At 50.8% G+C, this 14,119-nt stretch carries 13 protein-coding genes; 5 read left to right on the top strand and 8 right to left on the bottom strand.

The genetic code is table 11. The features are described 5' to 3' along the window. Positions 1–84 precede the first annotated feature (84 nt). Positions 85–708: a DUF2913 family protein gene (locus tag L2725_RS07560; RefSeq protein ID WP_249248373.1), complete on the bottom strand. Its 624-nt coding sequence runs from the start codon at positions 706–708 to the stop codon at positions 85–87. An 83-nt stretch (positions 709–791) separates the two neighbouring features. Beyond that, the gene (locus L2725_RS07565; RefSeq protein WP_428985275.1) at positions 792–1,439 is read right to left on the bottom strand and encodes a peroxiredoxin-like family protein; all 648 of its coding nucleotides are present in this window, start codon (positions 1,437–1,439) and stop codon (positions 792–794) included. 199 nt (positions 1,440–1,638) lie between these two features. On the opposite strand from L2725_RS07565, the gene L2725_RS07570 reads away from it, so the two are divergent. After that, positions 1,639–3,117: a carboxypeptidase M32 gene (locus tag L2725_RS07570; RefSeq protein WP_249248375.1), complete on the top strand. Its 1,479-nt coding sequence runs from the start codon at positions 1,639–1,641 to the stop codon at positions 3,115–3,117. Between the two features lie 63 nt (positions 3,118–3,180). Here L2725_RS07570 and L2725_RS07575 read toward each other — a convergent pair whose 3' ends face one another. Both L2725_RS07575 and L2725_RS07580 read right to left on the bottom strand, forming a co-directional pair. Next, positions 3,181–4,962, bottom strand: coding sequence for a flotillin family protein (locus tag L2725_RS07575; protein ID WP_249248377.1), 1,782 nt, complete (start codon positions 4,960–4,962; stop codon positions 3,181–3,183). Between the two features lie 26 nt (positions 4,963–4,988). Then, positions 4,989–5,630 carry an OB-fold-containig protein gene (locus L2725_RS07580; protein WP_249248379.1) on the bottom strand — a complete coding sequence of 214 codons (642 nt, stop codon included), beginning with the start codon at positions 5,628–5,630 and terminating at the stop codon, positions 4,989–4,991. A 205-nt stretch (positions 5,631–5,835) separates the two neighbouring features. Here L2725_RS07580 and L2725_RS07585 point away from each other — a divergent pair, with 205 nt between their 5' ends. The 3 genes from L2725_RS07585 (at position 5,836) to L2725_RS07595 (ending at position 7,355) form a co-directional block, all read left to right on the top strand. Then, positions 5,836–6,315 (top strand): GNAT family N-acetyltransferase, encoded by a 480-nt coding sequence (locus tag L2725_RS07585; RefSeq protein WP_249248380.1) that lies wholly within the window; start codon positions 5,836–5,838, stop codon positions 6,313–6,315. A 207-nt stretch (positions 6,316–6,522) separates the two neighbouring features. After that, positions 6,523–6,771, top strand: coding sequence for a DUF2960 domain-containing protein (locus tag L2725_RS07590; protein WP_115136037.1), 249 nt, complete (start codon positions 6,523–6,525; stop codon positions 6,769–6,771). A gap of 74 nt (positions 6,772–6,845) precedes the next feature. Then, positions 6,846–7,355, top strand: coding sequence for an RDD family protein (locus tag L2725_RS07595; RefSeq protein WP_249248381.1), 510 nt, complete (start codon positions 6,846–6,848; stop codon positions 7,353–7,355). Positions 7,356–7,368: 13 nt separating this feature from the next. Here the strand turns inward: L2725_RS07595 and L2725_RS07600 are convergent, their stop codons facing one another. Beyond that, positions 7,369–8,142: an AraC family transcriptional regulator gene (locus L2725_RS07600; protein ID WP_249248382.1), complete on the bottom strand. Its 774-nt coding sequence runs from the start codon at positions 8,140–8,142 to the stop codon at positions 7,369–7,371. Between the two features lie 98 nt (positions 8,143–8,240). Between L2725_RS07600 and L2725_RS07605 the strand changes: the two genes are divergently transcribed. Continuing rightward, positions 8,241–9,407, top strand: coding sequence for an MFS transporter (locus L2725_RS07605; RefSeq protein WP_249248383.1), 1,167 nt, complete (start codon positions 8,241–8,243; stop codon positions 9,405–9,407). Positions 9,408–9,479: 72 nt separating this feature from the next. Here L2725_RS07605 and L2725_RS07610 read toward each other — a convergent pair whose 3' ends face one another. The 3 genes from L2725_RS07610 to lptF form a co-directional block, all read right to left on the bottom strand. Beyond that, entirely contained in the window at positions 9,480–11,396 is a 1,917-nt protein-coding gene (locus tag L2725_RS07610; RefSeq protein WP_249248384.1) for a TonB-dependent receptor domain-containing protein, read from the bottom strand. Positions 11,397–11,580: 184 nt separating this feature from the next. Further along, positions 11,581–12,639, bottom strand: coding sequence for an LPS export ABC transporter permease LptG (gene lptG, locus L2725_RS07615; protein ID WP_249248385.1), 1,059 nt, complete (start codon positions 12,637–12,639; stop codon positions 11,581–11,583). Beyond that, entirely contained in the window at positions 12,636–13,748 is a 1,113-nt protein-coding gene (gene lptF / locus L2725_RS07620; protein ID WP_248935276.1) for an LPS export ABC transporter permease LptF, read from the bottom strand. The genes lptG and lptF overlap by 4 nt, the downstream gene beginning before the upstream one ends. Between the last annotated feature and the right edge of the window lie 371 nt (positions 13,749–14,119).

The raw sequence follows: 14,119 nt of genomic DNA on the forward strand, positions 1-14,119 counted from the left end.
CCGAAGCAAGTGCAACATACTCGCAACACATTAATAAACTGAGATAAAAAAACGCAGCCTGAGCTGCGTTTATCATTGGGTCGGTCAGGGGATAAGCAGCGACAGCCCAGGCTGATTGTTACCCGGATATATACGGTAAGCCTTGTGATGCTTAATCAAGGAGGCTTTCTTGTCACCGACACTCAGCAACAAACCATGCTGCAGCGCTGTTTCTGCCAGCATATTCTCTTCAGCGCGAATATAGAGTGTGATGGGCTTTATCAGCTCACCATCCGCAATATGGCCCTTAAACTCAGGCTCGGAAATAATCACACTGGGCAGGCCATCATTATCCAGTTTCAATTTGGCATCTATGGGAGTGTCTGTGATAACCAGAACGTCATCGGCTTTCAGCTGCTCAAGCCAGGCATTCAGGGCATCACCCAATGGCTTCCCGCCCTGTTCGACGGCGCCATACTGATGCTCAATTCGCTCCAATAACGCCTTAAGCTTAGCGCCGGCACCCAGACTGCGGCCATCACGCACCCAAATAGTCAGTTCATTAGCCAGACACTTGGGATAAGTACGCTTTTTCAGCGCTTCAGCCATCCAGTTACACATAAAGTGACTTTCCTGTGCAGCAGTGTGCGCCTTGCGAACCAGTGCGGAGTTGGAAAGTGCGCTCAGACCGTCACGAGCCATCGCCAAAATTGCTTGGTTGTAAGTCATAAAAAGGGGCAAAACCCATACAAGTTAGATCTGCCCCGATCTTATACCAACTTCTTTTAATAGTTGATCTGTTTCAGCAGGAGTTAGTTGTTTGGCAGCAACCCGGCTGCTGTCAGAATAAGCTCAGGCGCAGGCCGTACCTTAAAGTTCGGATTAACGTACTGGAAATGCACCAGTCCCTGCTTATCCAGCATATAGATAGCGGGGACAGGCAACACCAAACGTTTGTGACCATCCCGGTTGCTTCTCACCAGTGACTCCAGCGGCATGCGGCTCAGGTATCTGGCCGAGGTTTTCTCATCAGTAAAAAAGGCCAAACCAAAGGCCTGCGCAGCATCCAGATTGGCATCTGACAGCAGCATATAGTCCAGTTTGTTATCCCTGATGGATGCCTTGAGCTTTTCAGGGCTGTCAGGTGAAATTCCTATCAGTTGGAATCCCATCTCGAGTAGCCTGGGCTCAATTGCCTTCAGTTGCCCCATTTGTGCATTGCAGTATGGGCACCAGCCCCCCCGGTAGAAAAACAGTATGCTGGGCTTTTGGCTTACCAACGCCTTGAGATCCACCTTGTTGCCATCAATATCCCTCAGCGCCACATCAGGCAGGGTTTCACCATTAAGCAAGGGAGCAACAGAGACAGCATCAGGCGCGATCTCCGCTTTGGCGAGCATAGGCAGGCTCAAACTCAGCAGCAGGGAAGTAAGCAGGCTGGTTATCAGTTTATTTCTCATTTTCAGACTCTTCCTGAATCGCAAACAGTATTGTTCAGGGCAACAGACCTGCGGCGCGCTCGATTGCTTTCATCATAGCCCTGAAGATCTGGTGTGGGCCTGTCCATTTCTCTTTACCGGGTTTCATCATTTGCCCATTCAGCCCACTTCCCTCTGTGCTAGTATCCATCTAATCAGAAACTTACAGGGGACATTGTCGATGTCAGCTCAGTACCGCAAGTTACATGACCACTTCAAGCGCATCAGCCATTTCGAACATTTCAACAATCTGGGAGAGTGGGATCTCTGTACCATGATGCCTGACGGTGGCAGCGAAGGTCGCTCAGAAGCCATGGCAACCCTCTCCAGCCATATCCACGAAATGCGTACTGAGGATTGGCTGAGTGACAGCATCCAAAAGGCGATGCAAGAGTCTCTGCCCGCAGCGCAACAAGCCAATCTTGTGGAAATGCAGCGTCAGGTTTCCGAGGCCAGTCTGGTGCCAGCCAAATTAGTCGCCGCCAAGACCAAAGCGGCATTTGCCTGTGAACACGCCTGGCGCGAGCAACGTAAAAACAACGACTGGCAGGGGTTTGCCCCCAACCTAACCGGCGTGATTGAATTGGCCCGGGAAGAGGCACAGATCCGCGCTGAAGCTCTGGGAATTACTCCCTATGATGCACTGCTGGAAAAGTTTGAACCCGGCATGACCACGGATAAGCTGGAGCAACTGTTCGCGCCCCTGCGCAGTGAGTTGCCCGGGCTCATACAGCAGGTCGTCGACAAGCAGGCCGGTGAACCCAACACCTCACTGACTGGCAAGTTCGACACTGCCGCTCAGGAAGCCTTGAGTCGCAAGGTTATGGCCCTGCTGGACTTCGACTTTAATCAGGGACGTTTGGATGTCAGTTCACACCCCTTTTCCTGTGGCGTTCCAGGCGATATCCGTATCACCACCCGCTTTGACGAAGATGATTTCAGCTCGTCATTGATGAGCACAATACATGAGACAGGCCACGCCAGATATGAGCAGGGACTACCAACCGATTGGCAGGGACAACCCGCCGGGATGGCCCGCTCGATGGGGATGCACGAAAGTCAGAGTCTGTTTTACGAAATGCAGCTGGCCCGCAGCGAAGGTTTCCTTGGTTTGATCCGCAATGATATCAATCAGGCCTTTGGCAATGACTATTCACTGGAGCAGCTTAAACACAGTTTCACCCGGGTCAATCGCGGCCTGATTAGGGTGGACGCCGATGAAGTGACCTACCCCTGCCATATCCTGCTGCGCTTCGATGCCGAAAAAGCCCTGATTGACGGCTCACTGGCCGTGAAAGATCTGCCCGAATTCTGGAATGCCAATATGCAGCAGCTGCTTGGGCTGAATACTCAGGGCAATAATAAAGATGGCTGCATGCAGGATATTCACTGGACCCTGGGTGAGCTGGGTTACTTCCCTTCCTACACGCTCGGCGCCATGACAGCGGCACAAATTCGCTATGCCATGGAGAAACAGTTAGGCAGCCTGGATAAGCTGATGAGTAGCGGCCGCATTAAAGACATCTTCAACTGGTTGAGTGCCAACATCTGGTGCAAAGGCTCTTTGATGAGCACAGATGAATTGATGACCAGTGCGACAGGAGAGGTCCTCAAAGGTGAGTACCTGCTGACTCACCTGAAACAGAGATATCTTGGTTAAATACCCAAACAAAAAAGCGCAGTCGTATGCAACGGCTGTGCTTTTTAATGGATTCAAGGGAATTTAGCTCTCGCCTTCCTGCAATATTTTAGGAGACGAAGAACTTCCTCCATCTACTGGGGTTTCATCCATTTTCTGAATAATCTCCATCGCATCATCAGCCAGTGAGTTATTCCCATTCAAGAGGTCACCCAATTGCCCGGACTCTTTGTTGACCAGCCCAAGCTCTCTGAGCATTGCATCGACAACCGGCGCATTGGCTCTGTAATTTAAAGCTGCACTGGTAATTTGCTCAGCAATACCACTCTGTGAAGTTTGGTTGTCCCCTCCAGAGCTCAGAGTATTCCCTCCCGCACCGTATCCCTGGAGAATTTTGATGCCATCAATATTCTCTAAAGGCTTAACAGCACTTTCAACTATCTCAGGCAACACCTTCAAAATGGCGAGCGACTTCTGCAGCTCAATCTGTTCATCTCTCAACACGTTCTCAGCTTCATACAATGCCTGCTTACCTGCAGCATCAACCGCATAAATCTTCTCATCAGCCTCAGCCTTAAGCTTTTTGGCATCCGCGTCCGCCCTCGCTTCTGTCAAAATTGCTGCCGATCTGTCTTCAGCGGCACGCTTTTCAGCTTCAGCCTGAACGGTTACACCAACCGCTTCCCGCTCTGCTTCTTTACGGGCATCAATTACCTCGATCTCTTTACGGCGGTTTGCTTCTGCAACCTGACGAACTGTGATAACTGATTCTTCTTTTTCGACCTTGAGTTTCTCCGCCTCTGCTGCTTTCGCCCGGGCTGCAGACTCCTCTTCTGACTTGGCGGCTACTGCAATTTGCTTCTCCTGCTCAGCAACTTCGAGATCTCTGTGTTGCTGAATACGAGCCTGTTCAATTGCCTTACGCTTCTCAATTTCACGCGCTTCAACATCTTTGGTCTTTTCGATCTCAGCTGATTCAATCGCCCTTTCTTTGGCAATTTCAGCTTCCCGTTCTTCCCTCTCTTTCTGCTCTCTCTGCTTAGCTATCTCAGCTTTTTGCTCAGAGCGCTTAAATTCCAGCGCCTGCTGCTGAGCTAATTTGGCTTCTTCTTCGGATTTTTGAATATCCAGAGACTCTTTTTCTGCTTCCAGGTTTCGCATTTCAATTTTGACCCGGTTTTCCTGCTGAATATCGTTTGTCTCTTTACGCTTCTCTTCAATAATCTTCGCCAGTCTGGCTCGGCCTTCTGCATCAAATGCATTGTTTTCGTTGAAGAACTGTAGCTCTGTCTGATCGAATCCCGTCAAAGAAACCGATTCCAACTCCAGCCCGTTCTTTTCCAGATCATTGGCAACATTGTTCTGAACACGCTGAACAAAATCGGCTCTTTGCTCATGCATTTCAGTCATATTCATTTCAGCTGCAACGGCTCTGAGCACATCTACAAACTTGGACTCCATCAAACGCTTTAGCTCTTCTACCCTTATAGTTCGACTCCCCAGAGTCTGTGCAGCCATAGATATCCCCTCTGCATGGGGCGCTACACGCAAATAGAAGTCAGCCTTAACATCAACCCGCATTCTGTCCTTAGTGATCAAGGCATCTTTCTGAGTCTTCTCTACCTCGATTCTCAAGGTGTTCATGTTCACTGCGATGATTTCATGGAGCACAGGCAATACAATCGCGCCGCCGTCCTTGACCACTTTTTCACCGCCGAATCCTGTTCTTACGAACGCCATTTCTTTGGTTGCGCGGCGATATAGCTTGGCGAATATAATGCCAATAACAAACATGGCCAACAGAACCAGACCCGCTATGGTCAACACAAACGTCAACCCTGTTTCCTCCGGTAGAATATTTTCCATTTCTATTTACATCCTTTTTATCAGAGTTAATCAGACAGCGAATTTTCGAATCTCGCTGCAATCCATATGTTTCCGTCTTTTCTTAACAACACCACATCCGTTCCTTTGGCCAACTGATCGTCAGAATCCGGCTCTGCCAACACATAGTGCTTCTGTTGACTTTCATCCCTAACCACAACTTCAGCTGGCTTGCCGCGTGAAGCGGTCGCCAGCGTTACGGTTCCTACCGCTCCTTCCAGGGAGTCAATTGAGATCACCGAACTTTCATTCTTTGGCAGGAGCCGGGCCAGGGAGCTTCCCAAATACCTACAGCCCAGTAGCAGTCCAATCAAGGCCACGGGAATTGCCAACCAGGAGGGGAGTAAACCGCCTGTAACAGCGGCAGTAAGATAGTTCACAGCCAGGCCTGTAATGGCAAATGAAGAACTGGCCAGTACAAACCAAATCAATAAAGGGAGTCGATTAAGGCAGAGCCAACCGGTAATACCAGTAAAACCAGTGGCGCCATCTGAGTCTATATCCGAGTCAAGAGACAACAGGTCATCAAACAGGCCCGATAGGCTCAGTCCAGTGACCAGAGATAACAGCTCAATAAGCCCCAGTAGAATTACAATTGAAATTGCAACAGTAAATGGCAGATTGCCATCCAGAAGAAAAAAGCCAAGCATCACTCATCCTTGAAACCACTCAACCGAGGCAACCTTTATGCAACATTTGTCTTTTTTTGTCGAGTCGGACATAGCTACTATGGGCTACTCCCCCATCCGACAATTCGGTAATTACACGATATCTTCTCATCCTGAGTTAATTCACTGTACTTGCTCATTGCCACGGCTATAATCCGCGGCCAGGTTAACGATTATTCATCAGGGTATGCAGATCCGTTCTATTCAGGCTTCCGACTGGGAGGCCATTATGACCATTCAATCAGACACTTATCACGCATTTGAACCAGAGCCTCTGGAGGTTATGCAAAGTAAGTGGTTACTGTCACCCGAGTCCTGTCTGGTGGTCGAAGTTAACGGACATATTGTTGGCTATTGCCTGGCACATCCCTGGCAAGGCGAGCCGCCCTCCCTTAACCAGTCAGTCCCGGCGTCCATTCCTGCTGCCGACACCCTGTACCTGCACGATATGGCCTTCGCCGCAGCTGCCAGAGGCCTGGGGGCCGGCAAGATGGTGTTGGCCTGCCTGGTTGAGTACGCCAGAAGCCAGTCTCTGCCTAACCTGTCACTGGTGGCGGTTCAGGGCGCCAACGGCTACTGGGAAAAACAGGGCTTTGAGCACGCAGATACCACCAAGTGCCTGGGCACTTACTGTGATAATCCAAGCTATATGAGACTGGTGCTCTAATGTCACCGACGCTCACCACAATTGGCCTCTTATGTCTGTCCAATATGTTGATGCTGTTTGACTGGATCTGAAAACCATAAGCGCGGTGTACTTTATCTTTCGCAGTGAGTTCTAAATCAGGCACACCTAAACTCTCACTTTCGGGCCATGTTTGGGTATAATTGGCGCCGTTTAAGTCTATTTTGCAGTTTGTTTTAAGGAGCCATCATGGCACGTCAGGTTGCTTACACCTTCAAAGGTGAAGCCAAAGTTATTAATTTTGCCTACGACAAGTATCACGACATGTTTGAGGCCGCCGCCGCAGCCGAAGGCATTGACCTGACCCGCTTCCTGGCGATGGAGCAGCAGGTGGCCATGACCTCCAAAGGCAATAAGGCTGTGCGCGACTATCGTCTTAATGAATTTGCCCGTATGGGGTTCAAAGATATCCACTTTGTCCGCGAGGAAGAAGAGTAATTCCGTAAGAGGCAGGGATTGGGTACACTCCTCGGAGTAAAACCAATAAAAACAATAACAACAGGGATGATTTTATGCTGAATCCAGAACACGCCAATTTCCCCCGTGCCGGTTTCTTCCGCCGCATGGGTGCTATGGTTTATGACCTGATGCTGGCGGTGGCCGTGTACATTTTTGCAGGCGCCATCGGCTTTGGCATCTTTACCCTGCTGGTGAAAGCAGGCCTGGTGGGCATGCAGGGGCAGGAGCATATTTCCGATCTGCTTAACAACACCCCTTTGTATTCCGGCCTGTATCAGGTTTACCTGCTTATTTGTGTCGCCACCTTTTATGCTCTGTTCTGGAGCCGGGGTGGTCAAACACTGGGGATGCGTGCCTGGCGCCTTAAAGTCCAACACCCCAATGGTCAGAACATCAGTATCATTACCGCCTACGCCAGAGTTGTTTGGTCTCTGTTGGGACTGGGTAACATTGCCATTCTGATGTCAGGGGAAAAACTGGCACTGCAGGACAGCATGACCCGCTCAGAAGTCGTGGTACTGTCCAAAGAAGCCAATCAGATGCGTAACTGGCACGGCGCCTGATACCTCTTCTGGTTTACTTACTGCGGTAATAACCGGGCGGATAAGGCATATGGGCCTTGAATGCCTGAATAAAGGCGCTGCTGGACTCATATCCCAGCGCCTCTGCAATTTCACTGTTACTTTGATTGGCCCCCAACATCTTCAGCGCCATCATTACCCTGACTTTTTGTCTCCAGGCGGAAAACCCCATACCAAAAGCCTGATTGAACAATCGATTCAATGTCCGGCTCGATGCCCCTACCTGACTTCCCCACTCCTCCAGTGAATGGCTTAATCCCGGCTGCTGACACAGGGCATTCACGATAGGGGATAAGCGTTTGTCCTGAGCTTTGGGCAAAAACAGAGGGTTCTCCCTGGCGCTGTGCAATCTATCCACCAACACCATCAGCAATCGCTGATTCTCCTCACTCATGGCAAAATCGTCCTGCCAGCTAGTCACCTCACCCAATAAGGCCTGCAACAGACTGTCGACCTCCAATGCTTTGACCCTGGTGCCCAGCTTACTGCCCCACCCGGCATCGATATACAGACTCTGCAGCTGACCACCGTCCCTGCAGGTGACGCAGTGCTCTATTCCGGGCGGTACCCACAACGCCTGATGTCTGGGTACCACAAACTCCCCCTGCAGGGTCTGGATGGTTAATACCGTATTGTCGCTGTACATGAGTTGGCCAAAAACGTGAGTGTGGGGTAGAACCCGCTGCAACGGGTGCAGACGGACAACTCTGGGTTGCACAGGTCTGGACAGGTGTGCCGGGGATTGCGCTTGCTTGTCTCGCCAACTCATATTGTCTGAATAGATAAACTTATTGTCATAAATTCGATATTAAGACAACGGAGGTTCGGGGTAAACTGGGTCTATTCACAATCCAACAACATCACACCATGAGCAAATGGAAAACCCCCTACGGCTTTCTGGCAATTGCCACTGTCATCATGACCCTGAACTTTTCCGCCTGGAATGCCATGCTCAACAACTTCGCCATAGAGGTGGCCAGCTTCGATGGTGCCCAGATAGGCATTTTGCAGTCGCTGCGGGAAGTTCCGGGCTTCCTTGCCTTTACCGCCGTATTTGTGCTGCTGGTGGTTAAGGAACAAACCTTTGCCCTGTTGAGCCTGTGCCTGCTTTCTGTTGGCGTAGCACTGACCGGCTTCCTGCCCAGCATGTATGGGCTGTTTGCCACCACAGTGTTGATGTCAATTGGCTTTCACTACTTTGAAACTCTGAACCAATCACTGTCGCTGCAATGGTTTTCGCGGGCCGAAGCACCTGCCAAATTGGGCAAGCTGATGTCGGTTAAGTCCTTCTCTGCCCTGCTGGCTTTCAGCATGGTGTGGCTTGGATTTACCGCCTTTGATATCAGCTACAAGGCCATGTACCTGCTGGCCGGCAGTCTGGGCCTGCTGATGTGTCTGTATCTGGCCCTGATGATGCCCGCATTTCCCGAACGCACCCCGCAAAGGCGCAAACTGGTATTGCGCAAACGCTACAGCCTCTACTATCTGCTGACCTTCCTGTCAGGTGCCAGAAGACAGATTTTTATGGTGTTTGCCGGTTTCCTGATGGTGGAGAAGTTTGGCTACAGCGTGGCGGATATCACCGCTCTGTATATGCTCAATCATCTGGTGAACTTCTTTATTGCGCCGATGATTGGCCGCTGGATTGGCCGGGTGGGTGAGCAAAAAGCGCTGACCATAGAGTACTTGGGCCTCATAGTGGTGTTTGTTGGCTATGGCCTGGTCAACAATGCTGAGATGGCCGCCGCACTGTATGTGATTGACCATCTGTTCTTCGCCCTGTCGATTGCCATTAAAACCTACTTTCAGAAGATTGCCGATGAGGGGGATATCGCGGCTACCTCAGGTGTCAGTTTTACCATCAACCATATCGCAGCCGTTGTTATCCCGGCACTGTTTGGCTTGCTATGGCTAGTGAACCCCTCCTGGGTCTTTTATCTGGGCGCTTTGCTGGCATTGATGAGTCTGCTGGCCAGTCAGTTTATTAACCGGGATTTGGCTAAAGGACCATTGGAGCTTGCGGCAGAGCATTAGTGATTGAAAGTGGTGGGAACAGGTAAACAAAAGGCGCTCAATGAGCGCCTTCTTCATCAGAGAATGAGTTAATTAAAAGCGCCAGATCAATGAGGCTCTGATATCCCGGCCAGGATCCAGAGTTCCTTTAGCGACGATATTGTTTTCGCCGTAACTGGCGTGGTCGCGATACACCTTATCAAACAGATTATTGACTGCCAGATTGAGCTGCAGGCTCTCATTGGCCAGTGGCTGCCACTGCAGGTAGATATCATGCAGTGCATAGCCTGGCTTTTCCGGGTAGCCCTCAGCCACATCAGTCAGTCTCTCGGTAAAGCGTCCGGTGTAACCGGCCTGCAAATAATCGGAAAACGCCCAGCTCAAGTTAGCCACCCAATTGTCACCTGTGGCCGTCCCCAGGCTCTTACTGTCATCATTCAGGGGCTGATCGTTCAGCTCTGGCCTGACATGGCTGTAACCTATGCTGGCGCTCAACTGCTGCCAATCATAAACAGCGCGCAGGTGATAGCCCTTACTGTCCAGCTCCCCCACATTCATTAAGTATCTGTCACCACTACTGTCTGTCGAAATTTCCACGGCATTATCAATTTTGGTGCGATAAATCTGGGCCGACAGCCTCAGGTTCTGCCAACTGTAATCCACCCCAAGCTCAAGATTCTTCGCTTTTTCAGCTTCCCTGTCCGGGTGGCTGGAGGGGCCATCCAGACGGAAAATCTCCCTGACCATAGCGCCACGCAATGCCTCAGCATAACCCGCATAAACCTGGAGGTTGGTGAGCAACTGATAACTGGTCGAAATATTGGGACTAAAGCCGGAATGGCTCAGCTCTGTGCCCTTACTTTCGGTCAACTCGTAGTCGTCATAACGGCCACCGGCGCTTATCTGCCAGTCTGAAGTCAGCTGCCAATCGGCTTGCGTATAAAGCCCCATGACTCTGCCTTCGTCAGTGTCGCTGCCATAGGTTGGGCTCGATAAACTGCCCTCATCCTCGCGCCAGTCCACACCATAAGTCAGGATGACATCACCTATTTCACTGGCGTTACGAACATCCAAACCGGTACTGTCCACTTCACCCAGATAGTCTCCCCAGGGACCTTCAATATGCTCCAGCGACACATGGTTTTGGTACAGCACAGCATTCAACGCCAACAGGGGTGACTCAGTATCCAGGCTGTAGCCGATATGGCTGGTTCTGCGTTTCACTTCCTGGTTAATAGCCTGGTTTTTAAAGCTCTCTTGCCATTGAGGTCTGTGGTAACGGAATGCCTCATCGACTCGACTGTCAAATCCCACTTTAATCGTTTGAGAGTCACTGATATCGGCCACCAGCTTGGCAAAGCCAACATGCTCTTCAGACCCGGTGTGAGGCTGGGGAATGCCATTGCCATCCTCAAAATCATCGTGATCATTGTATTGATAGCTGGCCAGCACACCTATGTCGTCCGTGAGCAGTGCGGCGCCACTGATGCTGGTTTCCAGGCCATCGGTATTACTGAAGTAGGAGGCTTTAAGTGCTCCGGCAAAACGTTCGCCATCAGACACCATTGCAGCTGGCTCCTTAGTGGTAAAACGGATAGCGCCACCAAGCGCACCTGGGCCATTGGTCGCCCGTCCTGCTCCAGGAATCACCACCACAGATTGCAGCAGGTCGGCCTCCACGGCGATACGTCCCTGATGATGGTAAAGATAAGCAGGTTGCGGCACACCATCTATGGTGACATTCAGCAAGGTGTCTTCCAGCCCCCGCACATAAACCTTCTGGCTTACCGGGCTGCCGCCGCCGACATTGATCTCAGCATTTGAACTGAAAATATCACTCATGCTGTTGGCGATATCCCTTTCAATGGTATCTGAGTTAACCACCACCTCCGACGCCGATAGTGGCGTTCCCATGACCTCAATGACTTCCGGCGTCTGTTCTGCCATCACCGGTCCAGACAAAGCCAGGGTCACTCCCAGACTCAGGGCTGATCTTTTTGAACACCACATAAGCACATCCTTTTATACAAATGAAAACGATTCGCGATCGCATTATCAACATATGTATCTGGATGTAAAGCGTTTAGCTAAAATAGTCTTGTAGTCTGGCAACATACCAACAACGCAGGGTTATTAGTGCAGGCATGAAAAAGGCGCTCATTGAGCGCCTTTTATTGGAGTTTTCAGCCTGGGGTTACCGCCGGATAAAGTAGAGTGCCACCCCGGTAAACAGCAGGCTGGGCGCAATAGCGCCAATAGCCGGAGGCAGTTCATACACCATACTCATGGGGCCAAAAATCTCATTACAGATATAGAAACTGAAACCGGCAACCACGCCAAGCAAAACACGTGCGCCCATGGTCACCGTACGCAGCGGCCCAAACACAAATGACAGTGCTACCAGCATCATGACAGCGACAGTAATCGGCTGCATGATCTTGCGCCACAGCGCTAACTCATAGCGGCTCGGGTCCTGATTGTTGACCTTGAGGTAGTCCAGATAATCCACCAGCCCCTCAATAGACAGTGCTTCAGGCTTAATGGACACAATATTCAACTTATCCGGTGTCAGTGTTGAGTGCCATAGCTCGGTATCCAACTCCTCCATACTGACCTTATCCGGGGTGATCTCGGTATGAGTTACATTACGCATCTGCCAGGCATCATTCTGAAACACTGCAGATTCAGCATGGATAACATCGGTCAGGGTTTGGTCAGCGTCAAACTTATATTGAGTAATATTGCCCAGCTGATTCATATCAACCACTTCGCCAATATTCACAAACAGGTCGCCGTCTTTGGCCCAAATTCCCCTGTGGGATTGAATAAAACTGCCACCGGAAACCTGCTTGGCCTTCATATCAATGGCTTTCTGTTCAGCGACCGGTGCCCCCCATTCTCCCAGCGCCATCACCAGCAACATCAGCGGTACTGCGGTTTTCATCGCTGACATGGTGATTTGCAACCGTGACATACCGGATGCCTGCATCACCACCAACTCTGAGTTGGATGCCAGCATACCCATGCCGATCAAAGCTCCCAGCAGCACAGCCATAGGGAAGAACATTTCAATATCACGGGGCACCAGAAACAGCACATAAATGGCTGCGTCACCCATACCATAGGCACCACGTCCAACGTGTCTGAGCTGATCCACCCATTTGATGATGCCGGACAGGCCGGTCAGAACCAGCAGGCAAAGCGCAGAGGTACTGAGCAGGACACGCGCGATATACCAGTCAAGTATCTTCACGACGCCACCTTCTTGCGTTTGAAAAATCCGAACACCTTCATCCCAACAGGTCGCTCCTTGCCCAGTAGCATAAAGCCCATTATCAAGGCCGTTATATGTATCCACCACATGCCGAGGAAACCGGGAATCACCTCGTCCTCAAGTGCCTTACGCCCCGCCACCATCAGGCCGAAATAGCCCAGATACAGCAAGATAGCCGGCAGCATCTTGGCGAATTTCCCCTGACGCACGTTGACCCGGGACAGGGGCACAGCAATCAGAGTCAACAGGGGAATTGCAATGGGTATCGCCAAACGCCAGTGGAACTCAGCATTGGCTTCCGGGGTATCCAGCTTCATCAGTTCGCCGATTGGCAAGGCGGACATCTTACGGCGACGCTGGTCCACAGGCTGCTCTTTAATCTGCATGCCATAGCCACCAAAATCGATTATCTGGTAGTTCTTCGCCATGGGGGAGCCCTGATAGCGACTGCCATCAGTAAGTTCAAGATGCTGACTGCCTGAACTCTCTTCCACCACACGGCCATCTTTGGCAACGACAATATTGGTCATACCCGCCTGCTCATCCGGATCCGGCAGCTGGGCCACAAACACATTATTCAGGGTGTTGTCTTTGCCAATTTTCTCGACAAACAGCACGGCACGGCCATTGGGGCTGGTCTGGAATCGCCCCTGCACCAGCGCCGCCAATCCGGCGTCAGATTGAGCCTGTTCCAGCACCTGATTCTGCTTTTCTTCTGCCCAGGGCGCCACATAAACAGACAAATAGCCCGTTAGCAGCATGTTTGCCACCGCCAGTAACAGGGTCACCCGGGTGACATACCACTCACTGACACCAACGCCGTGAAATATCACCATTTCGTTTTCAGCGTACATTCGGCCATGGGCCAGCAGTATCCCTAAAAACAGGCTGAGGGGCAGTACCAAAACGGCCAGACTGGGCAAATTAAGCCCAAGCAGGGTCATCACTAATGAGGCGGGGAATTCTCCATCGGAGGCATCTGCCAGCACTCTCACGAAATGCTGACTGATAAAAATAGTTAACAGTACCAAAAGTACCGCGATTTGCGCCTTTAAAACTTCTCGAATCAGGTATCTAAATACAATCACAGGCTGAATCCGGTATCTAAACTTATCATTTTACTGGTAACAGACGGACTTTCATGTAAACTGTTTACTTTTGATAGTTTTCTGACCAGCTCCCACGGTAGCCGACAGGGTTTAAATGTCAAATGAAGCCTTCTACAGGGAGTTGAAGTTCCCGGAGAAATCTTCTGGAACGGGCCTAAAAAGGTAACCGCCAGGTGCAGGCCCCATCACTCAGTCAGGAAACTTAGCCAGACTGATTTTCCGCTCGCTGACTGACAGCGAACTGGCTTATCACATCATGGTTTGGCTAACAATCGGCAGACTCACCGCGCCGTGCCGAACGCAGGTACAAGGCGGTATTATCTAATAAATATAAAAATTTGTCTTTAAGA

This window comes from Shewanella corallii (assembly GCF_023349125.1).
Lineage (GTDB): Bacteria > Pseudomonadota > Gammaproteobacteria > Enterobacterales > Shewanellaceae > Shewanella > Shewanella corallii.